General features: G+C 61.1%; 25 protein-coding genes. 16 read left to right on the top strand and 9 right to left on the bottom strand.

The features are described from left to right. Positions 1-34 precede the first annotated feature (34 nt). The 6 genes from EPZ47_RS00460 (at position 35) to EPZ47_RS00435 (ending at position 4,623) form a co-directional block, all read left to right on the top strand. A complete protein-coding gene (locus EPZ47_RS00460; protein ID WP_135843042.1) occupies positions 35-772 on the top strand; it encodes an SURF1 family protein in 738 nt (245 codons plus the stop codon). After that, the gene (locus EPZ47_RS00455) at positions 738-1,322 is read left to right on the top strand and encodes a hypothetical protein (protein WP_135843041.1); all 585 of its coding nucleotides are present in this window, start codon (positions 738-740) and stop codon (positions 1,320-1,322) included. The genes EPZ47_RS00460 and EPZ47_RS00455 overlap by 35 nt, the downstream gene beginning before the upstream one ends. A gap of 10 nt (positions 1,323-1,332) precedes the next feature. After that, complete coding sequence (locus tag EPZ47_RS00450; protein ID WP_135843040.1) at positions 1,333-2,412, top strand: COX15/CtaA family protein; 1,080 nt, start codon at positions 1,333-1,335, stop codon at positions 2,410-2,412. Further along, positions 2,400-3,299, top strand: coding sequence for a heme o synthase (gene cyoE, locus EPZ47_RS00445; protein WP_135843039.1), 900 nt, complete (start codon positions 2,400-2,402; stop codon positions 3,297-3,299). Before EPZ47_RS00450 ends, cyoE begins: the two co-directional genes overlap by 13 nt. Next, complete coding sequence (locus EPZ47_RS00440; RefSeq protein ID WP_135843038.1) at positions 3,296-3,931, top strand: SCO family protein; 636 nt, start codon at positions 3,296-3,298, stop codon at positions 3,929-3,931. The genes cyoE and EPZ47_RS00440 overlap by 4 nt, the downstream gene beginning before the upstream one ends. 296 nt (positions 3,932-4,227) lie before the next feature. Next, the gene (locus EPZ47_RS00435) at positions 4,228-4,623 is read left to right on the top strand and encodes a DUF6228 family protein (RefSeq protein ID WP_135843037.1); all 396 of its coding nucleotides are present in this window, start codon (positions 4,228-4,230) and stop codon (positions 4,621-4,623) included. 161 nt (positions 4,624-4,784) lie between these two features. On the opposite strand, the gene EPZ47_RS00430 is transcribed toward EPZ47_RS00435, so the two are convergent. Both EPZ47_RS00430 and EPZ47_RS00425 read right to left on the bottom strand, forming a co-directional pair. Further along, positions 4,785-5,444, bottom strand: coding sequence for a hypothetical protein (locus EPZ47_RS00430; RefSeq protein WP_135843036.1), 660 nt, complete (start codon positions 5,442-5,444; stop codon positions 4,785-4,787). Positions 5,445-5,552: 108 nt separating this feature from the next. After that, positions 5,553-6,230: a DUF2459 domain-containing protein gene (locus tag EPZ47_RS00425; RefSeq protein WP_135843035.1), complete on the bottom strand. Its 678-nt coding sequence runs from the start codon at positions 6,228-6,230 to the stop codon at positions 5,553-5,555. A gap of 144 nt (positions 6,231-6,374) precedes the next feature. Between EPZ47_RS00425 and EPZ47_RS00420 the strand changes: the two genes are divergently transcribed. Continuing rightward, positions 6,375-6,857, top strand: coding sequence for a hypothetical protein (locus EPZ47_RS00420; protein WP_135843034.1), 483 nt, complete (start codon positions 6,375-6,377; stop codon positions 6,855-6,857). A 243-nt stretch (positions 6,858-7,100) separates the two neighbouring features. On the opposite strand, the gene EPZ47_RS00415 is transcribed toward EPZ47_RS00420, so the two are convergent. Continuing rightward, positions 7,101-9,089, bottom strand: coding sequence for a M10 family metallopeptidase C-terminal domain-containing protein (locus EPZ47_RS00415; RefSeq protein WP_135843033.1), 1,989 nt, complete (start codon positions 9,087-9,089; stop codon positions 7,101-7,103). Positions 9,090-9,275: 186 nt separating this feature from the next. Between EPZ47_RS00415 and EPZ47_RS00410 the strand changes: the two genes are divergently transcribed. The 5 genes from EPZ47_RS00410 to EPZ47_RS00390 all read left to right on the top strand — a co-directional run bounded on the left by EPZ47_RS00410 (position 9,276) and on the right by EPZ47_RS00390 (position 16,552). Beyond that, a complete protein-coding gene (locus EPZ47_RS00410) occupies positions 9,276-10,397 on the top strand; it encodes an AAA family ATPase (protein WP_135843032.1) in 1,122 nt (373 codons plus the stop codon). Further along, positions 10,394-10,840: a bpX5 domain-containing protein gene (locus EPZ47_RS00405; RefSeq protein ID WP_238346699.1), complete on the top strand. Its 447-nt coding sequence runs from the start codon at positions 10,394-10,396 to the stop codon at positions 10,838-10,840. The genes EPZ47_RS00410 and EPZ47_RS00405 overlap by 4 nt, the downstream gene beginning before the upstream one ends. Further along, positions 10,840-12,675: a hypothetical protein gene (locus EPZ47_RS00400; protein ID WP_135843031.1), complete on the top strand. Its 1,836-nt coding sequence runs from the start codon at positions 10,840-10,842 to the stop codon at positions 12,673-12,675. Before EPZ47_RS00405 ends, EPZ47_RS00400 begins: the two co-directional genes overlap by 1 nt. Beyond that, complete coding sequence (locus EPZ47_RS00395) at positions 12,662-15,622, top strand: bpX6 domain-containing protein (RefSeq protein ID WP_135843030.1); 2,961 nt, start codon at positions 12,662-12,664, stop codon at positions 15,620-15,622. The genes EPZ47_RS00400 and EPZ47_RS00395 overlap by 14 nt, the downstream gene beginning before the upstream one ends. 501 nt (positions 15,623-16,123) lie before the next feature. Continuing rightward, positions 16,124-16,552 carry a hypothetical protein gene (locus tag EPZ47_RS00390; RefSeq protein ID WP_178084228.1) on the top strand — a complete coding sequence of 143 codons (429 nt, stop codon included), beginning with the start codon at positions 16,124-16,126 and terminating at the stop codon, positions 16,550-16,552. 322 nt (positions 16,553-16,874) lie between these two features. Here the strand turns inward: EPZ47_RS00390 and EPZ47_RS00385 are convergent, their stop codons facing one another. From EPZ47_RS00385 to def, 5 genes are all read right to left on the bottom strand, one after another. Further along, positions 16,875-17,186, bottom strand: coding sequence for a tetratricopeptide repeat protein (locus EPZ47_RS00385; RefSeq protein ID WP_135843029.1), 312 nt, complete (start codon positions 17,184-17,186; stop codon positions 16,875-16,877). Between the two features lie 104 nt (positions 17,187-17,290). Then, the gene (trkA, locus tag EPZ47_RS00380) at positions 17,291-18,664 is read right to left on the bottom strand and encodes a Trk system potassium transporter TrkA (RefSeq protein WP_135843028.1); all 1,374 of its coding nucleotides are present in this window, start codon (positions 18,662-18,664) and stop codon (positions 17,291-17,293) included. A 24-nt stretch (positions 18,665-18,688) separates the two neighbouring features. After that, entirely contained in the window at positions 18,689-19,999 is a 1,311-nt protein-coding gene (gene rsmB, locus EPZ47_RS00375; RefSeq protein WP_135843027.1) for a 16S rRNA (cytosine(967)-C(5))-methyltransferase RsmB, read from the bottom strand. Then, positions 19,996-20,955, bottom strand: a complete 960-nt coding sequence (fmt, locus tag EPZ47_RS00370; RefSeq protein ID WP_135843026.1) for a methionyl-tRNA formyltransferase — start codon at positions 20,953-20,955, stop codon at positions 19,996-19,998. The genes rsmB and fmt overlap by 4 nt, the downstream gene beginning before the upstream one ends. A gap of 71 nt (positions 20,956-21,026) precedes the next feature. After that, positions 21,027-21,533 (bottom strand): peptide deformylase, encoded by a 507-nt coding sequence (gene def, locus EPZ47_RS00365; RefSeq protein ID WP_135843025.1) that lies wholly within the window; start codon positions 21,531-21,533, stop codon positions 21,027-21,029. 158 nt (positions 21,534-21,691) lie between these two features. Here def and EPZ47_RS00360 point away from each other — a divergent pair, with 158 nt between their 5' ends. The 3 genes from EPZ47_RS00360 (at position 21,692) to tsaC (ending at position 24,510) form a co-directional block, all read left to right on the top strand. Continuing rightward, complete coding sequence (locus EPZ47_RS00360; protein WP_135843024.1) at positions 21,692-22,717, top strand: LysM peptidoglycan-binding domain-containing protein; 1,026 nt, start codon at positions 21,692-21,694, stop codon at positions 22,715-22,717. A gap of 80 nt (positions 22,718-22,797) precedes the next feature. Beyond that, complete coding sequence (dprA, locus tag EPZ47_RS00355; protein WP_135843023.1) at positions 22,798-23,892, top strand: DNA-processing protein DprA; 1,095 nt, start codon at positions 22,798-22,800, stop codon at positions 23,890-23,892. Between the two features lie 60 nt (positions 23,893-23,952). Beyond that, positions 23,953-24,510 (top strand): L-threonylcarbamoyladenylate synthase type 1 TsaC, encoded by a 558-nt coding sequence (gene tsaC / locus EPZ47_RS00350; protein ID WP_018603585.1) that lies wholly within the window; start codon positions 23,953-23,955, stop codon positions 24,508-24,510. An 81-nt stretch (positions 24,511-24,591) separates the two neighbouring features. Here the strand turns inward: tsaC and EPZ47_RS00345 are convergent, their stop codons facing one another. Further along, a complete protein-coding gene (locus tag EPZ47_RS00345) occupies positions 24,592-25,569 on the bottom strand; it encodes an NADPH:quinone reductase (RefSeq protein ID WP_135843022.1) in 978 nt (325 codons plus the stop codon). 164 nt (positions 25,570-25,733) lie between these two features. Here EPZ47_RS00345 and hemF point away from each other — a divergent pair, with 164 nt between their 5' ends. After that, the gene (hemF, locus tag EPZ47_RS00340; RefSeq protein ID WP_135843021.1) at positions 25,734-26,648 is read left to right on the top strand and encodes an oxygen-dependent coproporphyrinogen oxidase; all 915 of its coding nucleotides are present in this window, start codon (positions 25,734-25,736) and stop codon (positions 26,646-26,648) included. Positions 26,649-26,656: the final 8 nt, after the last annotated feature.

The following is a 26,656-nucleotide window of genomic DNA, read 5'->3' as shown; positions in this document are numbered from 1 at the left end:
TAGCTATCCCGTTCGACGGCTTTCGGACGGTGCCATGAAACACTTCCGGCCGGGCGTCGTGCCGTCTCTGGTGGTCGCTGTTCTGGTGCCGGTCATGGTGTGCCTGGGGTTCTGGCAATTGAGCCGGGGCGAACAAAAGCGTGTGCTCATGGACAGTTACGCCGAGCGCCGCGTGGCGCCGCCGCTGGACAGCACGCAGTTGCAACAAACGCCGGATCCGGCTTTTCGACCGGTCAGCCTGCACGGCCAGTTCGACACCGAGCACAGCATCCTTTTGGACAACCGCCAGCACGACGGCAAGGTCGGCGTCGAATTGCTGCAACCGTTTCTCGACCAGGCAACCGGGTTGTGGCTGCTGGTCAATCGCGGCTGGATACCCTGGCCCGACCGCCGCACCCCGCCAGTCTTCAACACACCTGAAGCACCTGTGAGCCTCCAAGCCTGGGTCTACGTTGCACCGGGCGCCACGTTCCAATTGCACGCCGATCCGGCCGATGCACCGTGGCCGCGACTGGTCACCGCCATCGAGCCGGGCAAACTCTGGGCCGAACTGGGCCGCAACGGTTTCACTTACGAGTTACGCCAACAAAACGGCCCCGGCGCCTACCGGACCGATTGGCCCGTGGTGGCCATGGGGCCGGAAAAACACCTCGGTTATGCCGTGCAGTGGTTCGCCATGGCGGCGGCGCTGTTTGGCCTGTTCCTTTATCTCGGATGGCACAACGCAGGGAGACACCATGGGAAGCACCATGAATCCAACCAACACGTCTGAGGCGCCCAACCGTCGCAAGGGCCGCGTGCAATTGCTGCTGATCGTGCTCGGGGTGATCGGCCCGATGATTCTCGCCACCGGCATGTACAAATTCCAGTTCTGGGTGCCGGAAAGCCGCAGCTACCACGGCGAACTGATCGGCAACGGCCAGACCCGCGCCGAAATTGGCGTACAGGCCGATGAACAGCGCTGGCAGATCCTGGTCACCGCACCGCAGGAATGCTCGGTGGATTGCCGGCAACTGGTGTACCTGGCCCGCCAGGTGCAGATCGGCCTGGGCCGCGAAGCCGGTCGCGCCAGCCACGCCCTGGCCATCGCACAACCGCTGGATGCGGACTATGACGCGCAACTGCAGCGCGAATACCCGCAACTGCAACGCTATCCACTGGACCTGCCGGCCTATCAGAAAGGCGCCCAGGGCTCTGGCGGCGCGCAACTGTGGATTATCGATCCCCACAGCAACCTGGTGCTGCGCTACGACGCCCGGGTCAAGGGCAAGGACTTGCTCAACGACCTGCGCCACCTGCTGAAACTGTCGAACATCGGATGAGGGCATCGACATGGCCAAACCTGGATTTCGCCTCGCGCTGTTTGCCACGTTGCTGGCACTGATCGTCGTCCTGCTGGGCGCCTACACCCGGCTGACCCATGCGGGCCTCGGTTGCCCGGACTGGCCCGGTTGCTACGGTTTTATCAGCGTGCCCAAGAGCGAAGCCCAACTGGCCCATGCCGAGTTGCATTATCCCGACGCCCCGGTGGAAGCCCACAAGGGCTGGAACGAAATGGTCCATCGCTACTTCGCGGGCGCCCTGGGGCTAATGATTACCGTGCTGGCCGCCCGGGCCTGGATGAACCGTCGTCACCCCGGTCTACCCTTGAAGCTGCCGCTGTTTCTACTGGCCGTGGTCTTTGCGCAAGCGGCGTTCGGCATGTGGACCGTGACCCTGAAACTCTGGCCGCAAGTGGTCACCGGGCATTTGCTGGGCGGGTTCGCGACGTTGAGCCTGCTGTTTCTGCTGACCTTGAGATTGTCCGGCGTACTGCCGGCGCTGACTGTGCCCAAGCGCCTGCAACATTGGGCGACGGCCGGGCTGCTGCTGGTGATCGGCCAGATCGCCCTGGGCGGCTGGGTCAGCTCCAATTACGCGGCGGTGGCCTGCATTGATTTCCCCACCTGCCACGGCCAATGGCTGCCACCAGCCGATTTCGCCAATGGCTTTCACCTGACCCAGCACATCGGCCCCAACTACCTGGGCGGCCAGCTCGACAGCGATGCGCGCACAGCCATCCACCTGACCCATCGCATTGGCGCATTGCTGGTGACGCTGGTGCTACTGGGGCTGGCCTGGCAACTCAAGGCGGTTGGCATGACCCGCCTGGCCGGGCTGGTGTTGATCGCCCTGGCGGCGCAGATCACCCTGGGCATCAGCAACGTGCTGTTCCATCTGCCGTTGCCGGTGGCGGTCGCTCATAACGCCGGGGGCGCCGCGCTGCTGTTGACCCTGGTGCTGGTCAATTATCACGCCCGTACCAGCCTGGTCCGGGTCAAGCATCACGTCCCGCTGCGCTGGCGCTTCTACCCGCATAAACACAGCGCCAGTCCCATAACAATAAAAGGAGAGATGCCATGGCAACCCTGACCGGTGAACGCCACAACCAGGCGATCTGGCGCGACTATCTGGAGCTGACCAAGCCCAAAGTGGTGGTGCTGATGCTGATCACCTCGCTGGTCGGCATGTTCCTCGCCACCCGCGCCGGGGTGCCGTGGACGGTCCTGGTGTTCGGCAACCTGGGGATCGCCCTGTGTGCCGGTGGCGCGGCGGCAGTCAACCATGTGGTGGACCGGCGCATCGATGCGGTGATGGCCCGTACCCACAAACGACCCTTGGCCGAGGGACGCATCTCACCGGCCGCCGCACTGACCTTCGCCCTGGCGCTGGCAGTGGCCGGCCAGGCCATGCTGCTGGCGTTCACCAACCCGCTGACCGCCTGGCTGACCCTGGCCTCGTTGCTGGGCTATGCGGTGGTCTACACCGGTTTCCTCAAACGGGCGACGCCGCAGAACATCGTCATCGGCGGCCTCGCCGGTGCGGCGCCACCGCTGTTGGGTTGGGTGGCCGCCACCGGTCATGTCAGCGCCGAACCGCTGTTGCTGGTGCTGATCATCTTCGCCTGGACCCCGCCGCATTTCTGGGCCCTGGCGATTCACCGCAAGGAGGAATACGCCAAGGCGGACATCCCGATGTTGCCGGTGACCCACGGCGAGCACTACACCAAGATCCATATCCTGTTGTACACCCTGGTGCTGCTGGCGGTGAGCCTGATGCCGTTCGTGATCCAGATGAGCGGGATGCTCTATCTTGTCTGCGCTCTCGTATTGGGCGCCAGGTTCCTGCAATGGGCCGTGGTGTTGTACCGTGGCAGTCGGCCGCACGCGGCGATCAACACCTTCAAGTACTCTATCTGGTACTTGTTCCTGCTGTTCATCGCCCTGCTTGTAGATCATTACTTACTGTTGAGCCTATGACTCGAACCCAGAAAACCGTCTTCATCCTCGCGGCCGTGATCGCTGTGATCCTCGGCCTGACCATCAACAAAGTACTGTCCGGCAGAGGCCAGGGCGACCCGACTGCGCTGATCGATGCCGGCATCATCCTGCTGCCCCAGAGCCGCAACCTGCCGGACGTGAAAATGACCGACCAGGACGGCCAGCCCGTGGCGATGGACGGGTTGAAAGGCAAATGGAGCCTGCTGTTCTTCGGCTACACCTTCTGCCCGGACATCTGCCCGACCACCCTCGCCCAACTGCGCCAGATCAAAAGCGAACTGCCGCCCGAGGCTGTGGATAAGTTGCAGATCGTACTGGTGAGCGTCGACCCCAACCGCGACACGCCCAAGCAACTCAAGCAGTACCTGGGCTACTTCGACCCGCAGTTCAAAGGGCTGACCGCCTCGTCGGTTGAAGACCTGCAGAAACTGGCGAATGCGGTGAGCATTCCGTTCATTCCGGCGGATACCAGCAAGCCCAACTACACGGTTGATCACAGCGGTAACCTGGCCGTCATCGGCCCGGACGGCACCCAACGTGGGTTTATTCGTGCGCCATTGAACAACCAGAAACTGGTGGCGCAGTTGCCGGAGATGCTCAAGCGTAAATAAGGCCAAGGCGAGACCCCTGCGGAATACAGTATCTGCAACACCCCGATCCCCTGTGGGAGCGGGCTTGCTCGCGAAGGTGGCGGGTCAGCTTGCATCAATGTTGAATGTGCCGCCGCCTTCGCGAATCCACTCCCACACCGGCAGGAACGGGGGACAGACCACGATTATGAGACGGTCCGATTACAGGTGAGCGCAAAATCGTGGTCTGTCCCAGTTTCCCCGTACTAATCCGTCTTTGAATTTTCAGCTCGTGCATACGTAATATCGTGCACTTCAGTTCTGATACCGGTGCAGCAATGCCAGCAGAAATAAAGCAAGAGGATGGGCTGACACTGACCATCATTCCGTGTCCTAGCGGCCGGGCTGGCTGCATTGTCGCTCGACTCGCGGGTACTGATCTGCACGCAGAAATTACATCAGAATGGATTTCCGCTGCGGATAACCAGCATCTACTTGACGAGTTCTTCGCCTCGGTAGCGCAACTTGAGGAAGGCGCCTCGAAAGACTGGCTTTCTGAAAGCGAGGACTTTGCGATCTCGGCCTGCCTGGATCCTGCTTTTCCAGGATTTGTTTTCTTGCGCGTCTACTTGGGTTCAACGTCAGATGACGGTTGCGATTGGCGGATAAATGCTTCTCTGTTGGTCCTCCCGAGCCAAGTCGAGCGTTTTGCCAAAGACTTGTCCACCATTTAACGACGTGCTCTAACTCAAGACGGAAACGGGCGCGGAAACTAGGACCAATAAGGGGACGGATTTATTTCTCTGAAGACTCCCGACTCTCAAACTTTTTTTCATTCTTCAATGACTCATACTATGAGTGATGACGTCATCATTTCATGAAAGACAAGAACCCGCTACGGCTCCCAGGATTGTGTAATCTTCGGTGCCTTATCTATTAGTTTTCGTAGTTCGCCCAGTGAATTAAAGATGGTACCTACAACTCTACCTTGAGTATTACGACTATAAAGTACTGATTTGAAGGGGGCACTGGCCCCATCTGCAATACCTCCAGCGGTAGAGTTAAGATGCCCTGCGTACTTTAAAAATTTATCAATAGCCACACCTTCTTTTGCTGAGAGAAAGTCATCAATAAAGTCATAATGTGCTTTAGAGCTTATAGCCTCAAGAGGAGGGCTTCCAATTGACCACTTCGGGCAAACCACATCTACATATGGTGATAGCTTTATATCCATACATATACTCGAAACTCTATAGGCAATAAAATGGGTAGTTCTGGATAATGCTGCCGTTTTACTCGTTAGATTTTTACATAGCTTTTCTCGGAGAGGCTTCCTGTATTCATCCCGAATCTCGCGTTCAAACTCTTTAAACTCAATAAGTACGCACGAGGAATTAGTTCCAGCAAAAAAATCTGCATACTTACGATCTTGACTGCCAGAAAAATTCCCAATGAAATATTCCGAATGGCTTCCAAATTTATTGACCAGCTGATCCCTCAATACCGAAGAGAAAAAGTCTATAACTTGCGACTCTCCGAGTTTATTCTTTGCCAAAACATGCCTCCAAACTTCCAAACCCGTTTTGGGTTTTCCAGTAAACTCAAATTGTACTGCACAAAAAAGGGGACAGATTTATTTCCAGCAAAATAATTCTCCCCCTTTTCAGTCAAGGCAGGATGCACCGACCGCTGTCGCCCGGCGCAACTGCGACATGACGTTCCCCGCCGTAATCACCGCTGCAGGCGACATTGGACAGTTGCTCGCGGCCAGCGCCTCTGCGACCCAGGTATTGCAAGTATAAAACAGCGAATAGCGACCCTCGGCCTGGTAGAACCGGCTCTCTCCATACAGACCAGGCCCGAGCACCACCAAGGTGCCCGTCGCTGAGTGGGTGAAGGTCCCGGCCACGAACGCGAGCAGTCGTTGGTAGCTGTCCTCCGTCACCCGCACCTCGATGACCTCGCTTGCGGCGAAACGCCGCCTGGGGTCCCCGTCAATCTTGACCGCATGCAGCACGGTTGCCGTCGACCCGAACAAGGCTCGCAGGGCAAGGCTCAAGGTGGCCTGTGGGGCTCGGTAAAAATCCTCGTCACCCCAACCGAACTCAACGAGGTCGCCGTCGCTGAATTCTTCAGCCAGTGCGGGAAGCACCTGAAGCAGATCGGGGCGCGCAATCACCAACCCGGTATGCAGGCCATGATTCACTACATAGAAGGACCGCCAATCGCCACCCTCGCCCCTCGGCGGGTCCGACGCGGTAGCGCAGCCGAACAGCGTGAGGACTAGGGCCAGCACTACAATGCTGTTGTTCGAATGCAGGTCTATGCCACAGAATTTCATCACGACCTCCTCAGCAAAAGTCTAAGTTCGCACCTTGAATTTTGCGCCACCTCTGTGAGGTGGGGAGGCCGGCCAGATGACTCTCAGATTTATTTTCAGAAAATAAATCCCTTTTTTGTCATCGCTGATCCTCAAAGGAAATATATGACAACCGAACTGCATACCGGGGCGCACGCGGGCTACAGCGCTCTCGACTGGCACGATGGATACGACGTTAACCTGGGCGACCTCATTCGCCAGCTTCCTCAGCTCGTACGTGGGCGTTATGTGGCGATTGCTGCGTCGGATAGCGGGCCCTATAACCTTAGCGCCGTTGAGATCGCTAGCGGGTGGCAACGTGTAGGTGACTTGGCGATCAGTCCTATCATTATGGATATCGCTCAGTTGCCCACGCCGGGCTTTGATGAGTGGTATGTTTTTGAGCGCTTGCCTGATCGGGTGAGGCTCTCCAGATTTAGCAGCGCTATCGCATTTCAACCGTTCGGAGAGAGCGATAAGGTCGACGCGTTCTGGGCACAAATTGAAGATTTACAACCCGTGCATGCTCTGCTGGGCGCCTGTCGCCTCTTACTGATAACTCAAGACGCAGTAATATATGAGAGCGTACTTACGTTCTGTTCAACCTAAGGGTTGAGGTGTTGTTTTGCGCAGATCTGCTGGGCATTGGGACGTGAAAGAGTGACGCATTTATTTTTTGATATTCAGTCCGCCCCCCTTTCTCTCTTCAGTAAACCTACTCAAACCACCACCGCTTCATGACCCCCCCATCGCCACGGCAAAGACCGACAGCCCCAGATCACCCCCAACAAGCGAGGGTGATCTGGGAGTAAAGGGATGCGGCCCAAGACAAGGAATAACCCGGTCTGCGTTTTACACCCAGACGTCATTAGCCACTCCAACTAATTGAATGGCCTCCCCTTCCGAGGGCTCGGCAAAGATGATGTTCAAATCACGGTAACCGGAGTGGTCCCCCACCAAGCTCAACTCAAATCGAGCCCCGGACGCATCGACTTCGTAGCTCTTCAAGTAAGTCAGGTTCTTGGCTTCATTGACCACCACATCCAACGTGCCGCCATAACCATCCCCCAGCCGGGTAAAGCCCAAGGCAGACAAGTCGATCGTGTCTTCACCCGCGGTATAGTCCATCAGGCGATCAGTGTGGTTTTCGGTGGCGGTACGGTAGCTGTCGCTCAGTCCGTCGAAGCGGAACACATCGTTGTTACCACCACCCACCAATAGGTCCCGGCCCTCTCCGCCAACCAACACATCATTCCCTAGCGCGCCATAAAGGCGATCATCGCCCGCGCCCCCTTCGATGATTTCGCCTCGAGCGTTGCCTTGTAAACGATCGTCCCCTTCTGTGCCCACCAACCTGGCTTGCTGAAACAGAATGTTGGTTTCATTCAGCGCTTGGCCCAAGTTACCGTCGAAGACCACTTCGAAACGTTCCCCGTCCGCGTTGGTATCGAAACTCTTGAGGTAGGTCCGCGTCCCGCTTTCATTGACGCGTATCGCCAGCGTTCCGTCATGTCCATTGCCCAGCCCGAGGAAGCCCAGGGAGGCGAGGTCGATCGTATCGGTGCCGGGGTCGAAGTCAGTGATTCGGTCGCTATGGGCCGCGGTTGCGGTTCGGTAACTGTCGGTGACTGACTGGTAACGGAACGTATCGGCGCCGACACCGCCCGTCAGCAAGTCGCGACCTTGCTGGCCATCGAGCAGATCGTTACCGGCCCCGCCAAAGATCGCATCGTCGAACGAGGCGGTCCCGAGCAAGAAGTCATCGTCGCGGCCACCGTCGAGGTGGTAATAGCCGTCGTCGGGATTGCCAAAGCTGTGGTCCAGGCTGCCGTCGGGGTTCAACTGGACCAAGGCGGCCAGGTAGCCGTCCGCGCTCGTACCTTGGCTTCCACCAATCAATAGTCTGCCGTCGGCCAGCACGATCATGTCGGCGACTGCGAAAGGAGCGCTTTCCGAGCCCCAACTTACCCGCCCCTGATCACCGAAATCGCTGTCGAGTGAGCCGTCGGCATTGAGTCGGATGACGGTCGCCACGCCGCCCGTGGCGCCCGCCAGCAGGATTTTGCCGTCGTTCTGGATGACGAGGGCGTCTGCATGGACATCCAAGGCCAGGCTGCCCCCGTTCGCAAAGCTGCTATCCAGCGTACCGTCCGGGTTGAGGCGGGTCAGGGTATCTTGCCCCGTGATCAATACCTTCCCGTCTCCTTGCAGCGAAACGTCGATCGTGCCGCCGGGATGAATGCCGACAGATGCTGGCAGGTGCAGGACCCCGGCCTCTGCGAAAGACGAAACCAAGGCCCCCGTCGCGTCGAAGCGGGCGATGTAGATCTCTCCAGAGGGATACCCAGCGCTTGCGAAGAAGCTGCCGTCGCGTTGCACGGAGAACGACGCTTGCTGGCCTAGATCTTCATTCCAATAGAAAGGCACTGTCACGGTGCCGCCGTTCCCGAAACTCGTATCGAGGCTGCCGTCCGCCAAATTACGACTGACGCCCGACACCCAGGCGTCGCCTACTTTCACGTAGCGCGCCACCAGGTAGCCCCCGCCCGGCTGCACGGCGGCATTACCGCCGTCCTCGATATCGAGCGACACAGGGAGCAGGGATTTACCGTCGCCGCTGAAGTCGCGGTCCAGGCTACCGTTGGCATTGAACCGGACCAGGCTGCCGGTGAAGCCTGAATCCTCTTCGCCTCCTAGCCCCAGGCGACTATAAGCGCCAAGCCAGATCGCACCGTCTGGATCGACCGTGATACCTGCGATTTTGTCCGAGCCCCATAAGGTCGTGGCGACCATGCCTGTGTTCCGCGCAGCTGAAGCGGCGGGCGAAATGCTCTGGCTCATGTCCATGCCTCCAATAGCGATGTGGCGCCAAAAACTATAGGCACGGCTCGGTCAGGTTGCCATTTACGAAACGAAGGGAAGACTGACGCATACAGCCTCAAGCTTGCGCATCGCATGCCGATGAACTGGCCAGTTCGCCCTTTCCTTCAGGCAAGATGTGCCCTCCAGATTCAAGGAAGATGCCCCATGTCCGCTTCGCTCGATCTCGCCGCCAGTCAGATCCGTCACGCCGTTCGCGCAGCCACCGAGGGCCTGGTCGGTCGCGAGCAGTTGGCCGAGTTGATCGTACTGGCGGCGGTCGCCCAGGAGCACATTCTGGTGGTGGGCCCGCCCGGCACGGCGAAAAGCGCCGTGGTGCGTCGAGTCGCGCAGTCCATGGGCGGTCGCTACTTCGAGTATTTGCTAGGGCGCTTCACCGAGCCTTCGGAACTGTTTGGCACGGTCGACCTGAAGAAGCTGCGCGAAGGCACGGTTGAGACCGATATCAGCGGCATGCTGCCTGAAGCCGACATTGTGTTCCTGGATGAAGTGTTCCTGGGCTCGACGGCAATCCTCAATACTCTGCTTGGCGTGCTCAACGAGCGACGTTTCCGCCGTGGTCACACCCAGGTCCAGTGCCCCTTGCGCGTCTGTGTCGCAGCGGCGAACGGCCTGCCCGACGACGAATCGCTGGCGGCCTTCGGCGACCGCTTTTTGCTACACCTGTTCGTGGACGCAGTACCCGACAACCAGCTCGAAGCGATGCTGGCCGGCGGCTGGCAGTCGGAGCAGCGCCCGGTTCCGCAACTGCTGGGGCTGACTCAGCTCGACACGCTGGGCCACGCGCTCAAGGACGTCGATTTGTCACGGATGCGGCCTGCGCTGGCCCAGGCCATCCGCCGGTTGCGGGAAGCCGGTATACAGCTCTCCGACCGACGTATCGTCAAATCTCAGCGCCTGATCGCAGCGGCGGCTTTGCTGCGCGGACATCTGGAAGCCAGCGAAGCCGATCTCTGGCCCCTGCTTTACGTGCTGCCGACCCGGGAAATTCAACAACACGGCCGCGAGGTGTTGCAGGATCTTTTTGCCCAATGCAGCAACAGCCATCTGTTCAGTGCCGTCGAGGAAGCGACGCTGCAACCAATGGCCCGCCTGCATCGTCTGCTTGAAACGGCAGAGGATTACCTGGCGCGTAGCGAACCGCCTGCCAGCCCACTGCTGGAAGCACTGCTGCGCGAAATCGATGCCAACTTCAACAGCCAGACCATCCCCCAGCGCCTGCATGAGGCGCGCGGACAAGTGGCCCATCTGCTGACAACCCAGGCATGACGAACATGGTCACCGCCACGGCCATCGATTGGAACTGGCGAGTGCGGCGCGAGCCCGGCCAACCGCAGGCCGCCGTGGCCTGGGGCGAAGTCGCGGCGCGCCTGCATGCACGGCTGCAGCGCATGCCCGAAGACCAGATCGCGCACCTGCAAGCCACTGCCAACCGTGACGTGCTGATCGTCACGGGCAATGTCGATGACCTGCCATGGGTCGAGGGCATTGATTACGCCTGCACCGAGCCCGCCGCACCCGGTCTCTGGCTGCCCACCAGTTGGGAACCCGACGCACCGCTGGATCTGATGGGGCAAGCGCTGCTCGGCAGATTCGCGCGCGCGCCACTACTACTGTGGCATGCACCCAGGGTAGTGGTGCCGCTCGACCGATGCCTGCCCGTCACGGCCCGGCATCTGCAACGCATTCAGGATGGGTGGGCAGGTCGCTGATGCAATTACCGCAATCCCTGCAACCCTGGAGAGACTGGCTGCAATGGTTTCCCCCCGAACAGCTGCCATTGCTGGCGGATCTGTTCGTACGCCTCAATCCGCTGCTAGGTCCATTGCGTGGCATGCAGCAGGGCGGCGAGCCCGAACCCGACGGCCTTGGCGATCTGCAACGCCGTGGCCCATATGAACGACTGCTGACCAGCGAGTGGTTGCTGGCCGATGAGCTACCCGACGAATTTCTGCGCAGGGCGGCAGTTGGCGAACACCTGTTTCTGGCGCCGCAATATCGCACTCATCAGGCCAACCGCATGATCGTTGTGCTGTTCGACGCCGGCCCGCTGCAACTGGGCGGGCCACGACTGGTGCATCTGGCGTTGCTGATCCTGCTCGCCCGCCGGGCCAGCGAAGCCGGGGCCGAGCTGCGCTGGGGGACCCTGCAAAACACGCCACAATTACATGAGTTCAAGGGCGCAGTGCATTTGAAGCAACTGCTCGACGCCCGTACGTATCAGACCGTCAGCGATGAGCACTGGCACACCTGGCGCGCTTGGCTATCGGAACAGGATTACGACAGCGGCGAACGCTGGATCGTCGGCCAACGACTGCCTGCCACCGACGCCCGCTCCTGCACTCATCGGGTCCAGATACAGGACAGCCTCGATGGCCGCAGCCTGATGGTCGCGCTGCAAGACAGGGCCACCCGACAAGTTGCCCTGCCCAACCCCGACCAGCGCCTTGCCTTGCAATTGATCAAGGGCGAGTTCGACGTCGCGCGACAGATCGCTCGCACCGCGGTCAAGACCCTCATTCCACGGGTTGCGCTGACGCTGGCCCCGATCATTGCCAGCAGCGGCTTCCATGTCGCCCTGAAACTGCTCGACGAGCCTGGGCTTGTGGTGATCAAGCTTCCGGCTCCCCGGCAGAAAAAACCGCTCGATGTTCGCCGGACTCTCTGGAACAACCGCAGCACGCCGCTGGCGATCACGTTCCCGGGCCGCATGCCCGGCGCGGTCCTGAGCCTCGACGAGCAACTGGTCTTTTGGAACATGCCTGGCCTCAAACCCGTCGCCCGCCCCGAGCGTGACCAACTGCAGTTGCCCCCAGGCACTGCCACGCTGCTGCCTGTGGTGTGGTTGCACAACGGCACCTACGGCAGGGTTTTCCTGCTCGACGGCCAGGGTCATCTGGCCTTCTGGGTGGTCGACAACGGCAAGCTGCCCACCCCGCATCAGCCCGGTGTCACCCACTCGATCGCCGATAAGGTGGTGGGCATGGCGCAGGTCGATCGCAGCATGCTGGCCTATCTGCGCCACGATGCCGGTCGATTGTATGTCCACCAAATCAATCCCTGGATCAGCCAGTCCACGGGCTATGTGGTCGGCACGGCGAAGGACGTCGACATCGATCAGGTACTGTTCCCGGCAAGTCCGCACTGGAACAAAACCTTTTACGGTTGCGCGTGGATGCGCCTGGTCGACGGGCAGCAGCAGTGGCAGATGGTGGCCCCCGACCTTCGGACCAGCCAGGTCGACCTGGGACCCGGCTGGAAAGGCCTGGGATTGCTGATTGGGGAGGACGAGGCATTTTCCATGGTCTTGCTCGGCCCCAACCAGCAGACCGTCGCCTTGTACTGCCGGGGTGAGCAACATGTGCTGTTCACCACCAACGAGACCATTGCCAGAATCAGCTTTTGTCCGATGAGCGGACTGATCGGCGCCCTGACCAAGGCTCGGGAACTGGTGGTGTATTCGGTCCGGGACGAGCGCAGGGTGTTGCAGGTCATGTGCAATCAGGCACAACCGCAGTCGGAGGATGACACCCATGTCCGGACCTGATGCAGTCATTATTCGCCGTCCGGCACTGAGCGGTCATCAACCGATCGAGGCGCTGTGGCTTCCCGTCGAGCGATTCAGCGAGCAGGAACGAGCGCGGTTGATACTCACCCACTGGCAAACCGACGCCAGGGCCTATCGTTTTGCCGACGGCGACCTGCTGCGTTTTCCCAAAGCACGCGCCATGCTTTGTGAAGGGCTCGCTGGCTGGCCGCTGATCCGCCAGGGTCGAGCGCTTTGCTCAGCACGGCTGAGTCCTGAAGAAATGCAGCGCCTGGCCCACGCCGATATCTGGCTGGTACGCGGCACCCGGGTCAATGCCCTGCACCTGCGCGACGCCACTGCGCTGGCCCCCGATCAATGGATCGACGTCAGCCAGTACGCGCTGCTCGACACCTACGACTGCCAGGACGTATTGCCGGAACCGCTAGCCGATCCGCTGGCGGTACAGACCGACATACGGGAAATCCTGGGTGACTCGCTTGCGCCGGTTAGCCCCGAGCGGGAGGCGGTGATGCAAGCCCTGCTGGAGCGCCAGCGTCAGGCCGCCACACCTGGTGTACCTGCGGCGCGTCACACGCCAGGCCCGGCGAACAACCGGCATAGTACCGGCGAGTTGAAAAACGGCCTGCTAGGTTTAATTGCGCTGGCCGTGGGCATTGGCCTTTACCGATTTCTGTCCCTTGACGGTCCGCAGTTGCCGACCGCTACCCCTGCGACTGAGAGCGCCAAGCCGCCACGCTCTGTGGATCCTTCCACATTCGATCTGGGCAGTGTCTTGGTTTGGACGGTCATCGGCGCGGCACTCTTCACCCTGATACTGATGGCCGTGCGTGCCTGGATGCGGCGCAATGGCACACTCTCGGCAGCAAGAAACACGTCCACTGCCACTACCGCCAATGCCGCCCGACCATCGAAGCCGAGCGTGCCGCCACGGGCGTCGGGCCAGCCACGTGGCCCGGCCAGATGGCGGCGCTGGCTGACGCGCCTGACCCAGAATTCACGCCTGTCAGCGCTTTACGGAAAGCGGCAGGCCGCTTACATGCAACGCATGTTGGAAATGTTCGAAAATGGCGACCTGGAAGAAGCACTGCGCCACGCCATCCCGCTGGGCGGCGGCCAGGGCGATGCAGGTCAAGCCTTCGGCACGCCCAACAGGCGCCAGGATCTGACGCTCACCCAGCAATCGGGGCCTCGCACCAGCATGCTGTTTGAGGCAGATCTTGGAACCCACCTCAAGCAGGTCTACCGGCAGTCCTTTGAGCGACTGGATCGCGAGGGGCGTATCGAGGAAGCTGTATTTGTCCTGGCCGAGCTGTTGAGGGCACGACATGAAGCCCTCGACTACCTGGAAAAACACCAGCGCCACCAACAGGCGGCCGACCTTGCGCTGGCCTGGGATGTGCCCAGCTCAACCATCGTGCGCCTGCTATGCCTGGCAGGAGATTGGCAGCGAGCGTTGCAAGTGGCGCGGCGCGACAACGCGTTCGCCGATGCCGTCCTCTTGCTCGAAAAGAAATGGCCGGAAGCCGCCGCGCGTCTGCGCCTGGAATGGGCGCTGGCTCTGACCGAGAAAGGTTTGTGGTTGCAGGCGGTGGACGTGATCTGGAGTCTGCCGGCAGAGCACGAACGCGCCACACAATGGCTGTTGGCCGCCGAGGCCGCAGGAGGGAGCCTGGCCATCGGCGCACTGGTGAAACGGGCCATCCTGCTACCCGACACCCTCTCGACATACGAAAGCTGGGTCGAAAAACTGCGCAACGACCCCGAGCGGATTATGGAGCGCGCCACGTTGGCCCAGGCGCTGCTGGCCCACAAGGCCCACAGTCCCGCGCTGGCCTGGCTGGCTGCCGCGACCGTGCGGGCGATGATCCGCGATCAGGCCGGGCCACACGCCCATCTCACCCAGAACCAGCTTCAAGCGCTGGTAAAAATGAGCAAGGACAAATTGCTACAAGCGGACTTGCCCGGCAGCGCCCTTCCCAAGAACAAACTTCTTAATCAGGGCCTTGAGCGGGTAAGCGACCCCTTGTCGTTCTCGGCGCCAGAAAGGGGCAACCGGACTCTCTGCGATGCCGTGCCCTTGACCGACGGACGCTACCTTTTGGCACTGGGCGAAGCTGGCGCGTTGGTGGTAGAGGCTAGCGGCAAGACGGCCTTTCACTTTCCGGTACCCGCCCAGACCATCGTGCTGGGCCACAGCCGACAGGTCGCGCTGGCGCTCGCGCGTCGCGGCGACGTCTGGCGCATCTGCAAACTGGATCTGGTCAATCGCAGCGCCAGCGATCTGGGCGTGCTGATGCTGGATGCCTTCGCCAAGAATTTCGACGGCACGTCCTGGACCGTCGGCCGAGGCTCGCAATTGCGCGTCGTGGACGTGGATCGCCGGTTCGAAACACTCTGGCACGTCGGCGATCTGCCCGGGCAGGTTACCTTCCTTCGGGATGACGAGTGCAACGAATCCGTATTGCTGGAAACCCCACACAATTTCCAGCTCTGGCATTACCGCCTGCCCGACCGCCGATTGCTCAGCCGCGACTCTATGCCCGCGCGGCGTCAGGAACACAGTTGGCAGGTGTATAACGCGACGGGCCGAACCACTGAGTTCTGGATCGAGCATGAAGCCGACAGCGATCCCATGCTGAGGGCGTACGAAGGCGGCACGAGCAAGCGCTATCCCTTGCCCGGTCTGATTCAAGAGTTTACCGATCCGTTGTACATCTACTCGTTTGAGCAGTGGCTGGTGGTCTGCTACGCAACCGGCGACGATGAGGCACGCTGGCACTTCATCCACCGCCACAGTGACCGGTTATGCGCCGTCCTGCACTGGCCGCTGCATCATGCGCAACTGCGTTGCGTGGGTAATGAATGGGTGCTTTTCGACCATCAGGGCCGCCTGTGGCATGTCGACACAACCCGCTCTATGACTCGAACTTTGTCGGTGCAGTGACGCGCCGCCGGGGTGGGATTTTTATGAGCGCTGGCAATCCAGTTTTTTAAGGAACACGGTCATTTTTTTTTGGGTATAAGAGGACAGATTTATTTGCCGCAAATAAATCTGTCCCCTTTTCACAGTCCCCTTTTCACACACACAGTCCCCTTTTCACAATGTCCATGCCTCCGATAGCCAAAATGGCGCCAAAGACTATAGGCACGGCTCAGTCGGGTTGCCACTTTACGAGACGAAGGGAGGTGCTTGGACGACCCTCTACTCTGCTATCGATGCAACCCGTCTCAAGGAATAAGGGGACACCCGTTAGCCTTGACTTGATACCGGCTATTGGGTGTCCCCTTTTCTGTCCCTCAATAGCTTGCCCGCAACGTCTCAAATCTGCCTTGAGTAAGGTGACTGCCATTCCGGCAGTCAAACCGCGCATTGAGCGTTAGCCCAGTGCCAGGGGCTCAAGAGTGGGAACAACTTCATATGCGAGTTACCGATAGGTCTGCGAACATGAAAAAACTAACCCGGCTCCCAACGTTAGCCCTCATTGCAATCGTGTTCTGCACGGGGCTATGGGCCGTTTCACAGTGGTGGGAAAAGGCTCTGGCGAAGCCCGTTGGCGCCGCCAGGATCAGCCCCAACGGCTGCTACCGAGTTCAGGAATTCAAACCTTTTTGGTTACTGCCCGGCCTCTTTCACCCCCAGTCGCCCCCGGATGAGCCAGAGCAGCAGCAGTGGTTTGTTCGCTGGGAGATTCCGGCCTTTTTTCGCCTGTACGATAATCGCAACGGCCAGCTGATTGGCGAAAGCGCGATCTACGATCTGGTGAATTATGGGGGACCTGTGTCTTGGGGCTTCGGCAGCCACCCCACAGTTTCCGTCGAAATGATCACGATTGGCACCGACCTGCCTGATTGCATCGGTAATCAGCCGGGCTAGCGGGGGCGGAGTGAATCGCTTCAGAAAAAGGGCAGATTTATTTCCAGCCAATAATTCTGTCCCCTTTTCATGAGCGGGGAATGCCGGCCAGTTAAGCCGCAAACTTGTGGGAGCAAAGCTTGCTCGCGATTGGGGCAGGGCTGTCGACAACGGGTTTGGCTGGTCTACCGCTATCGCGAGCAAGCTTTGCTCCCACAGTTTTTGCGCCGTCTGAGCTTTTAGCGGATTGGCAGTGGGTTGGGGGTGGGCTTTTTTATGAGTGCTTTGCACTCAAGCGGGAGCAAGCTCCCTCGCCACGGGGGCTGTGCTGGGCTGAAAGTTTTCAGCGCTGGCGGTCCAGTTTTTTGAGGAACACGGTCATTTCTTTTTCGGCTTGTTTGTCGCCGTGGGCTCGGGCGGCTTCGAGGCCTTGTTCCCAGGCGTGGCGGGCCGCCGGTAGGTCGCCGTGGCCTTGGTGGGCCTTGCCCAGCAGTTTCCATGCCGCCGAATATTTGGGGTCGAATTCGACGCAGTGCTGAAGGTGTTCGGCTGCCCGGGCGAATTCGCCGAGGTCCAGGTAACCCTTGCCCAGGCCGAAGCGCAGCAGGGAGTTATCCACACCCTTGGCGAGCATTTTTTCCAGGGAGTCGAGCATGGCGGCGTCCTTATCGGTTGTGTCAGGGGTTGATCAGTTGGCTGCTAGATAGCTATCGCGAGCAAGCTCGCGATGGGGCCATTACTGCCACCGCAAAGCCTGAATCAGAAGAAGCTCAACCCCACATGGAACAGCTTCTCGACATCACGAATGTGCTTTTTATCCACCAGGAACAGGATCACATGGTCGCCGGTCTGGATGGTGGTGTCGTCGTGGGCGATCAGCACTTCTTCGTCGCGGATGATCGCGCCGATGGTGGTGCCTGGCGGCAGGCCGAGGTCGCGGATGGCTTTGCCGATGACTTTGCTGGACTTGGCATCGCCGTGGGCAATCGCCTCGATCGCTTCGGCCGCGCCACGGCGCAGGGAGTGCACGCTGACGATGTCGCCGCGGCGCACGTGGGCAAGCAAGGTGCCGATGGTCGCCAGTTGCGGGCTGATGGCGATGTCGATGTCACCGCCCTGGATCAGGTCGACGTAGGCCGGGTTGTTGATGATGGTCATCACCTTCTTCGCCCCCAGGCGCTTGGCCAATAGCGACGACATGATGTTGGCTTCGTCGTCATTGGTCAGGGCCAGGAAGATGTCGGCGTCGGCGATGTTCTCTTCCATCAACAGGTCGCGGTCCGAGGCACTGCCCTGCAACACCACGGTGCTGTCGAGGGTGTCCGAGAGGTAGCGGCAGCGTGCCGGGTTCATCTCGATGATCTTGACCTGGTAGCGGCTTTCGATGGCTTCGGCCAGGCGCTCGCCGATCTGCCCGCCACCGGCAATCACGATGCGCTTGTAGTTCTCGTCGAGACGGCGCATTTCGCTCATGACGGCGCGAATGTTCGCTTTGGCGGCGATGAAGAACACCTCGTCGTCCGCTTCGATCACCGTATCGCCCTGGGGCAGGATCGGCCGGTCACGTCGGAAAATCGCCGCGACCCGGGTCTCCACATTCGGCATGTGCTCGCGCAGCTGGCGCAGTTGCTGACCCACCAGCGGCCCGCCGTAGTAAGCCTTGACCGCCACCAGTTGGGCCTTGCCTTCGGCGAAGTCGATCACCTGCAAAGCGCCCGGGTGTTGGATCAGGCGCTTGATGTAATTGGTCACCACCTGCTCGGGGCTGATCAGCACATCCACCGGAATCGCTTCGTTGTCGAACAGTTCGGCGCGGGTCAGGTAGGACGCTTCGCGCACCCGGGCGATTTTGGTCGGGGTGTGGAACAACGTGTGGGCGACCTGGCAGGCGACCATGTTGGTTTCATCGCTGTTGGTCACGGCTACCAGCATGTCGGCGTCGTCGGCACCGGCCTGGCGCAGCACCGTAGGCAGCGAGCCGCGCCCTTGTACGGTACGGATGTCGAGGCGGTCGCCCAAGTCCCGCAGGCGGTCGCCGTCGGTGTCGACCACGGTGATGTCGTTGGCTTCGCTGGCCAGATGCTCTGCCAGCGAACCGCCGACTTGTCCTGCGCCGAGGATGATGATTTTCATCCAGTCACTCCTATCGAATCGGTTTTAACCGCGTGCGGCGGCGATCTTGATCAGTTTGGCGTAGTAGAACCCGTCATGACCGCCCTCCTGGGCCAGCAACTGGCGGCCATGGGGCTGCTTCACGCCGGCCTGGCTGGCGATGTCCAGCTCCCGGGCGCCCGGGGTGCGAGCGAGGAAGGCTTCGATCACTTCAGTGTTCTCGGTCGGCAACGTCGAACAGGTGGCGTACAGCAACATGCCGCCGACTTCCAGGGTCGGCCACAGGGCATCGAGCAATTCACCCTGCAGCACCGCCAGTGCGGCGATGTCGTCCGGCTGGCGGGTGAGCTTGATGTCTGGATGACGGCGGATAACACCGGTGGCCGAGCACGGCGCGTCCAGCAGGATACGTTGGAACGGCTTGCCGTCCCACCAGGTCGCGGTGTCGCGACCATCGGCGGCGATCAGTTCGGCCTCCAGGCCCAGGCGCTCGAGGTTTTCCTTGACCCGCACCAGGCGCTTGGCTTCCAGGTCCACCGCCACCACGCCGGCCAGTTTTGGCTCGACCTCAAGGATGTGACAGGTCTTGCCACCCGGTGCGCAGCAGGCGTCCAGCACCCGTTGACCGGGCGCCAGTTCCAGCAGGTCGGCGGCCAGTTGGGCAGCTTCGTCCTGGACGCTGATCCAGCCCTCGGCGAAGCCCGGCAGCGCGCGCACATCGCCGGGGGTTTCCAGCACGATACCGTCGCGGCTGTACTGGCACGGGATGGCCGGGATGCCCGCCTCGCCGAGCAAGGCCAGGTAGGCATCGCGCGTATGGCGGCGGCGGTTGACCCGCAGGATCATCGGTGGATGGGCATTGTTGGCCGCGCAGATGGCTTCCCATTGCTCGGGCCAGAAAGCTTTCAGGGATTTCTGTAACCAGCGCGGGTGGGCGGTGCGCACCACTGGATCGTGTTCCAGCTCGGCCAGCAGGGTTTCGCTTTCCCGTTGGGCACGGCGCAACACGGCATTGAGCAGGGCCTTGGCCCAGGGCTTTTTCAGTTTATCGGCGCAGCCCACGGTTTCGCCAATGGCGGCGTGAGCGGGAACGCGGGTGTAGAGCAACTGATAGAGCCCCACCAACAGCAGCGCTTCGACGTCGGCATCGGCCGCTTTGAAGGGCTTCTGCAACAGCTTGGCCGCCAGGGCCGACAAGCGCGGCTGCCAGCGGGCGGTGCCGAACGCCAGGTCCTGGGTGAAACCGCGATCGCGGTCTTCCACCTTGTCCAGCTGGGTCGGCAGGGAACTGTTGAGTGAGGCTTTTCCGTTGAGGACGGCAGCAAGCGCCTTGGCGGCGGCCAGACGCGGGTTCATGAGGCGTCCACCGCTTGGCCCAGGCGCGTGCCTACGGCAAATTTCTCACGGCGGCTGTTGAACAAGTCACTGAAGTTCAGCGCCTTGCCGCCGGGCAATTGCAGACGCGTCAGACACAACGCCTGCTCACCACAGGCCACGACCAGGCCGTCCTTGCTGGCGCCGAGGATTTCACCGGGGGCGCCCTGCCCTTCGGCGCAGCTGGCCGCCAGCACTTTCAGGGCTTCGCCGTTCAAGGTGCTGTGGCAGATCGGCCATGGGTAGAAGGCGCGCACCAGGCGCTCCAGCTCGATGGCCGGACGGCTCCAGTCGATGCGCGCCTCGTCCTTGTTCAGTTTGTGCGCATAGGTGGCGAGGTGGTCATCCTGCACTTCGCCCTCCAGCGTACCGGCGGCCAGGCCAGCAATGGCCTGGACCACGGCCGGCGGGCCGATCAGTGCGAGACGGTCGTGCAGGCTGCCACCGGTGTCTTCGACGCTGATGGGGGTACTGACCTTGAGCAGCATCGGCCCGGTGTCCAGGCCGGCTTCCATGCGCATCACCGTGACGCCGCTCATCGCGTCGCCGGCTTCCACGGCGCGCTGGATCGGCGCCGCACCGCGCCAGCGCGGCAGCAGCGAGGCGTGGCTGTTGATGCAACCCAGGCGCGGGATGTCCAGCACCACTTGGGGCAGGATCAGGCCGTAGGCGACCACCACCATCAAGTCCGGTTTCAGCGCCGCCAGTTCGGCCTGGGCTTGGGCATCACGCAAAGTCGGCGGCTGCAACACCTGGAGACCATTCTCCAGGGCCAGTTGCTTGACCGGGCTGGGCATCAGTTTTTGCCCACGACCGGCCGGCCGATCCGGCTGGGTGTAGACCGCGATGATTTCATGGGGGCTGGCGAGCAGGGCCTTGAGATGTTCGGCGGCAAACTCGGGGGTGCCGGCAAAGACGATGCGCAGTGGCTCAGTCATGGGAGGCTCTCATTTACAAAGCAGTCGCAAAAGAAAAAGGCTTGCCGCAGCAAGCCTTTGTAAGGAGGGCATCAAGCATTCTGGCGATGAAGTTTTTCCAGTTTCTTCTTGATCCGGTCACGCTTGAGGGTAGACAGGTAATCGACGAACAACTTGCCGTTGAGGTGGTCACACTCGTGCTGGATGCACACCGCCAGCAACCCTTCGGCGATCAGTTCGTAAGGTTGGCCGTCGCGATCCAGGGCCTTGATCTTGACCTTCTGCGGGCGGTCGACGTTTTCATAGAAGCCCGGCACCGAAAGGCAGCCTTCCTGATATTGGCCCATCTCGTCGGTCAGGGTTTCGAACTCGGGGTTGATGAACACCCGCGGCTCGCTGCGGTCTTCGGAGAGGTCCATCACGACGATACGCTTGTGCACGTTGACCTGAGTCGCGGCGAGGCCGATGCCTGGCGCTTCATACATTGTTTCAAACATGTCATCGACCAACTGACGCACTTCGTCGTCCACTACGGCCACTGGTTTGGCGATAGTGCGCAGGCGCGGGTCCGGAAATTCGAGAATGTTCAAAATGGCCATAAGCTTGATAAATGCACGTGTGAGGTAAAGTCGGGTGGCTGGCCTGGCGTGTCTTGGGATGCAGGCTACCGTTGTAAAACGTTGCTCTGTGTGAAACGGAGCGAGCCACGGGGGCTCTGGCGTTTTACGCGAACGCACATAATAAAGGGATTCACCGCATGAGGAAATCACTACTCGCCCTGCTGCTCCTGGCCTCGGCCGGTATCGCGCACGGGCAAGTGCAACTTCGGGAAGGTTTTCCCCAGCAATACACGGTGGTGACGGGGGACACACTGTGGGACATTTCCGGCAAATACCTGCGCGAACCCTGGAAATGGCCGGAGCTCTGGCAGGCCAACCCGCAGATCGAAAACCCCAACCTGATTTACCCCGGCGACACCCTGTCACTGGTCTACGTCAACGGCCAGCCGCGCCTGACCCTCAATCGCGGTGCCTCGCGGGGCACCATCAAGCTGTCGCCACGCATCCGCAGCTCGCCAGTGGCCGATGCCATCCCGAGCATCCCGCTGCAAGCCATCAACAGCTTTCTGTTGAGCAACCGCATCGTCGACAAGGCCGAGGACTTCAATAAAGCGCCGTACATCGTTGCCGGCAATGCCGAACGGGTACTCAGCGGCATGGGGGATCGGGTCTTTGCCCGTGGCCCATTCGACGCGAGCCAGCCAGCGTACGGTATCTTCCGCCAGGGCAAGGTCTACACCGACCCCGAGACCAAGGAGTTCCTGGGCGTCAACGCCGACGACATCGGCAGCGGCGAGGTGGTCGCCACCGAAGGCGACGTCACCACCCTGGCCCTGCAACGCACCACCCAGGAGGTGCGCCTCGGTGACCGGCTGTTCAGCGGCGAAGAGCGCTCGATCAACTCGACGTTCATGCCTAGCGCGCCGAAGTCGCCGATCAATGGGCTGATCCTTGACGTACCCCGCGGCGTGACCCAGATCGGTGCGCTGGATGTGGTTACCCTGAACAAGGGGCGCCGGGACGGGCTGGCTGAAGGCAACGTGCTGGCGGTGATGAAGACCGGCGAAACCGTGCGCGACCGCATCACCGGCGAGCAGGTGAAAATCCCGGATGAACGGGCCGGCCTGCTGATGGTTTTCCGCACCTACGACAAGCTCAGCTACGGCTTGGTGCTGTACGCCTCGCGCTCGTTGGCGGTGCTCGACAAGGTGCGTAATCCTTAGCTGTTCTCACAAGTTACCAACAGAGTTATCCACAGCTTGTTCCCGTTTTAACGGGGCTTATAACGATCAAGGATGATCACATGCCATTGCCTGAATCTGCTTCGGTTTCCCCTGCGGAACTGGAGGCCCGTCTACGCCTGCACCGTTTGCCGGAACTGGGGCCCAAACGTTTCATGACCCTCATGGAGGCCTTTGGCTCTGCCTCCAAAGCCATCAGCGCACCGGCCAGCGCATGGCGCGCGCTGGGGTTGCCGGCGGCGTGTGCCGAAGCCCGGCGTAACCCGGATGTGCGTGACGGCGCCGCCCATGCACTGGCCTGGCTTGAGCGTTCGGACCAGCATTTACTGATGTGGGACCAGCCTGACTACCCGGCGCTGCTGGCCCAGATCAGCGATGCGCCACCGCTGCTGTTCGTTGCCGGCAACGCCGGATTCCTGGAAAAACCACAGTTGGCGATGGTCGGCAGTCGCCGCGCATCGCGGCCAGGCATGGATACCGCGGCGGCATTTTCCCGAAGCCTGGCCGGGGCCGGTTTTGTCATTACCAGTGGCCTGGCGCTGGGCATCGACGCGGCGGCTCATCAAGCAGCGCTGGACGTCGGCGGGCAGACCATCGGCGTGTTGGGCACCGGGCTCGAAAATTTTTATCCACAGCGCAATCGCCGGCTGGCGGACGCGATGACCGCCCAGGGCAGCGCGGTGTTATCGGAGTTCCCCCTGGACGCGCCACCCCATGCCAGCAACTTTCCACGGCGCAACCGGATCATCAGTGGCTTGTCCCTGGGAGTGCTGGTGGTCGAGGCTAGCGTCGCCAGCGGTTCGCTGATCACCGCGCGATTGGCGGCGGAACAAGGCCGCGAGGTGTATGCCATTCCGGGGTCGATTCATCACCCCGGCGCCCGGGGCTGCCATCAATTGATCCGCGACGGCGCGGCGCTGGTGGAAACCGTCGAGCACATCCTCGAAGCGCTGCGCGGTTGGCAGCGGTTGCCGCCGGCCTCGGAGCCTCAGCCCGTGACCCATCCGCTGCTGCGCCTGCTGCATGCCGCGCCGCTGAGCAGCGAGGCGCTGGCCGACGCCAGTGGCTGGGGCTTGCCCAAAGTGCTGGCGGCGCTGACCGAGCTGGAAATGGAAGGACGCGCCACCTGTGACAACGGGCGCTGGTTTGCGCGCTAGGTTTTATGGGGAAGATCGGTAAACTGCGCACAGCCTTATTTGTGTTGCGGAGAGTCTTTCATGGTCAACAGTTGGCGTGTGCAACAAGCCGCGCGAGAAATTCGCGCCGGGGCGGTGATTGCCTATCCAACCGAGGCGGTCTGGGGCCTGGGCTGCGACCCGTGGAACGAGGAAGCGGTGGAGCGTCTGCTGGCGATCAAGTCACGGCTGCCTGACAAGGGTCTGATTCTAGTGGCTGACAACATCCACCAGTTCGACTTTCTGTTCGAAGACTTCCCGGAAACCTGGATGGACCGCATGGCCAGCACTTGGCCGGGGCCCAATACCTGGCTGGTGCCGCACCAGAACCTGTTGCCGGAATGGATCACCGGCGTGCACGACACCGTTGCACTGCGGGTTAGCGATCACCCGACCGTACGTGATTTGTGCTCACTGGTTGGGCCGCTGGTGTCCACCTCGGCCAACCCCCAGGGCCGCCCGGCAGCGCGCACGCGGATTCGCGTCGAGCAGTATTTCCGTGGGCAGATCGACCTGGTGCTCGGTGGCAACCTGGGTGGACGCAGGAACCCCAGCGTGATTCGTGACCTGGCGACCGGGAAAGTGGTGCGGCCGGACTGAGCCCGAACACACCTTCTGCATCTTGCACAAAACCACTGTGGGAGCGAGCTTGCTCCCACAGGTTCTTTAGCAACCTTTAAATCAGGGCAGGAGAATCGTCGAGCCAGTCGTGCGCCGTGCCGACAACTCGGCCTGGGCCTTGGCCGCTTCCGCCAGGGGATAACGCTGGTTGATATCCACTTTGATCTTGCCGCTGCTGATCATCCCGAACAGCTCGTCGGCCATGCGTTGCAGGTTTTCGGCATTGTTGGCGTAAGTCGCCAGGGTCGGTCGGGTGACGTACAGCGAGCCCTTGGCCGAGAGAATCCCCAGGTTCACGCCATCCACCGCCCCGGAGGCATTGCCGAAGCTCACCACCAGGCCACGGGGGGACACGCAGTCCAGCGAGGTCAGCCAGGTGTCCTTACCGACCCCGTCGTACACCACCGGCACTTTCTTGCCGTCGGTCAACTCCAGCACACGCTGTACGACGTTTTCCTTGCTGTAGTCGATGGTTTCCCAAGCGCCGTGGGCCTTGGCGATGGCGGCTTTTTCCGGCGAGCTGACGGTACCGATCAACTTCACGCCCAAGGCCTTGGCCCATTGACAGGCCAAGGAGCCCACGCCACCGGCGGCGGCGTGGAACAGGATGGTTTCGCCACCCTTGAGTTCATACGTCTGGCGCAACAGGTACTGCACAGTCAGGCCCTTGAGCATCACCCCGGCGGCCTGTTCGAAACTGATGGTTTCGGGCAAATGCACCAGGTTGGCCTCGGGCAACACATGCACATCGCTGTAGGCGCCCAGCGGACCGCTGCCATAGGCCACCCGGTCACCCACCTTGAACCGCGTGACGTCGCTACCGACCGCCTCGACCACACCCGCGCCTTCGGCGCCCAGGCCTGATGGCAGCGTCGGAGGTGGGTAAAGCCCACTGCGGTAATAGGTGTCGATGAAGTTCAGGCCGATCGCCTTGTTGCTGACACGCACCTGCTGCGGGCCCGGCTCGGCAGGCTGATAACCCACATACTCAAGCACTTCGGGACCACCGTGGGAACTGAACTGGATACGTTTGGCCATCTTCACTCTCTCCTTGTCGCAGGACTTTTTACCAAGCCTTCTATCGGACTCCTAAGCTTGACCTTCGTCAACTGTGGCATGGGCAAGTGCGGTGGTATCCTGTGCGCCCATTTGCCACCGGCCCACTGTACGCCGCGTAGCGTAGTCCTGATCAAGGTGATGTCATGTCCACTCGCACCGAGGCCGTGAAAGCCTACCTGCTCGACCTGCAAGACCGTATCTGCGCCGCCCTGGAAACCGAGGACGGCGGCACTCGTTTTGTCGAAGATGCCTGGACCCGGCCTGCCGGTGGTGGCGGTCGCACCCGGGTGATCGAACACGGCACGGTGATCGAAAAAGGCGGCGTGAACTTTTCCCACGTCTTCGGCAGCGGCCTGCCACCGTCGGCCAGCGCCCATCGGCCGGAATTGGCCGGGCGTGGTTTCGAGGCCTTGGGTGTATCGTTGGTGATCCATCCGCATAACCCCCATGTGCCGACGTCCCACGCCAACGTGCGCTTTTTCATCGCTGAAAAGGAAGGCGAAGAACCGGTCTGGTGGTTCGGCGGCGGCTTCGACCTGACGCCTTATTACGGCGTGGAGGAAGATTGTGTGCATTGGCATCGCATTGCCGAGCAGGCCTGTGCGCCGTTCGGCCCGCAGGTGTATCCGCGCTACAAGGCCTGGTGCGACAGCTATTTCCATCTCAAGCATCGCAACGAGCCCCGGGGTATCGGCGGCCTGTTTTTCGACGATCTGAACGAGTGGGATTTCGACACCAGCTTCGCCTTCATGCGCGCTATCGGCGATGCCTACATCGATGCCTACCTGCCGATCATGCGTCGCCGCAAGCATGACCCGTTCACCGCCAAACAACGGGAATTCCAGGAGTTCCGCCGTGGGCGCTACGTGGAATTCAACCTGGTCTACGACCGCGGCACCCTGTTCGGGCTGCAATCGGGCGGGCGTACCGAGTCGATCCTCATGTCGCTGCCGCCGCAAGTGCGCTGGGGCTACGACTGGAAAGCCGAACCGGGCAGCGAAGAGGCACGGCTGACCGAATACTTCCTGCAGGATCGCGATTGGCTGGCGACAGCCTGAACGGGGAT

It is taken from the genome of Pseudomonas viciae (genome assembly GCF_004786035.1).
GTDB classification, from domain to species: Bacteria; Pseudomonadota; Gammaproteobacteria; order Pseudomonadales; family Pseudomonadaceae; genus Aquipseudomonas; species Aquipseudomonas viciae.
This window is presented reverse-complemented; position numbering and strand designations above follow the sequence as displayed.

Coding starts and splice junctions, on each gene's coding strand:
- EPZ47_RS00425 (WP_135843035.1), bottom strand. CDS start 6,230: ATGAAATTCTGTGGCATAGACCTGCATTCGAACAACAGCATTGTAGTG.
- def (WP_135843025.1), bottom strand. CDS start 21,533: ATGGCCATTTTGAACATTCTCGAATTTCCGGACCCGCGCCTGCGCACT.
- EPZ47_RS00390 (WP_178084228.1), top strand. CDS start 16,124: ATGAAAAAACTAACCCGGCTCCCAACGTTAGCCCTCATTGCAATCGTG.
- EPZ47_RS00410 (WP_135843032.1), top strand. CDS start 9,276: ATGTCCGCTTCGCTCGATCTCGCCGCCAGTCAGATCCGTCACGCCGTT.
- cyoE (WP_135843039.1), top strand. CDS start 2,400: ATGGCAACCCTGACCGGTGAACGCCACAACCAGGCGATCTGGCGCGAC.
- EPZ47_RS00405 (WP_238346699.1), top strand. CDS start 10,394: ATGACGAACATGGTCACCGCCACGGCCATCGATTGGAACTGGCGAGTG.
- dprA (WP_135843023.1), top strand. CDS start 22,798: ATGCCATTGCCTGAATCTGCTTCGGTTTCCCCTGCGGAACTGGAGGCC.
- fmt (WP_135843026.1), bottom strand. CDS start 20,955: ATGACTGAGCCACTGCGCATCGTCTTTGCCGGCACCCCCGAGTTTGCC.
- EPZ47_RS00385 (WP_135843029.1), bottom strand. CDS start 17,186: ATGCTCGACTCCCTGGAAAAAATGCTCGCCAAGGGTGTGGATAACTCC.
- EPZ47_RS00360 (WP_135843024.1), top strand. CDS start 21,692: ATGAGGAAATCACTACTCGCCCTGCTGCTCCTGGCCTCGGCCGGTATC.
- EPZ47_RS00460 (WP_135843042.1), top strand. CDS start 35: ATGAAACACTTCCGGCCGGGCGTCGTGCCGTCTCTGGTGGTCGCTGTT.
- EPZ47_RS00440 (WP_135843038.1), top strand. CDS start 3,296: ATGACTCGAACCCAGAAAACCGTCTTCATCCTCGCGGCCGTGATCGCT.
- hemF (WP_135843021.1), top strand. CDS start 25,734: ATGTCCACTCGCACCGAGGCCGTGAAAGCCTACCTGCTCGACCTGCAA.
- EPZ47_RS00435 (WP_135843037.1), top strand. CDS start 4,228: ATGCCAGCAGAAATAAAGCAAGAGGATGGGCTGACACTGACCATCATT.
- EPZ47_RS00400 (WP_135843031.1), top strand. CDS start 10,840: ATGCAATTACCGCAATCCCTGCAACCCTGGAGAGACTGGCTGCAATGG.
- EPZ47_RS00415 (WP_135843033.1), bottom strand. CDS start 9,089: ATGAGCCAGAGCATTTCGCCCGCCGCTTCAGCTGCGCGGAACACAGGC.
- rsmB (WP_135843027.1), bottom strand. CDS start 19,999: ATGAACCCGCGTCTGGCCGCCGCCAAGGCGCTTGCTGCCGTCCTCAAC.
- EPZ47_RS00455 (WP_135843041.1), top strand. CDS start 738: ATGGGAAGCACCATGAATCCAACCAACACGTCTGAGGCGCCCAACCGT.
- tsaC (WP_018603585.1), top strand. CDS start 23,953: ATGGTCAACAGTTGGCGTGTGCAACAAGCCGCGCGAGAAATTCGCGCC.
- EPZ47_RS00450 (WP_135843040.1), top strand. CDS start 1,333: ATGGCCAAACCTGGATTTCGCCTCGCGCTGTTTGCCACGTTGCTGGCA.
- trkA (WP_135843028.1), bottom strand. CDS start 18,664: ATGAAAATCATCATCCTCGGCGCAGGACAAGTCGGCGGTTCGCTGGCA.
- EPZ47_RS00345 (WP_135843022.1), bottom strand. CDS start 25,569: ATGGCCAAACGTATCCAGTTCAGTTCCCACGGTGGTCCCGAAGTGCTT.
- EPZ47_RS00420 (WP_135843034.1), top strand. CDS start 6,375: ATGACAACCGAACTGCATACCGGGGCGCACGCGGGCTACAGCGCTCTC.
- EPZ47_RS00395 (WP_135843030.1), top strand. CDS start 12,662: ATGTCCGGACCTGATGCAGTCATTATTCGCCGTCCGGCACTGAGCGGT.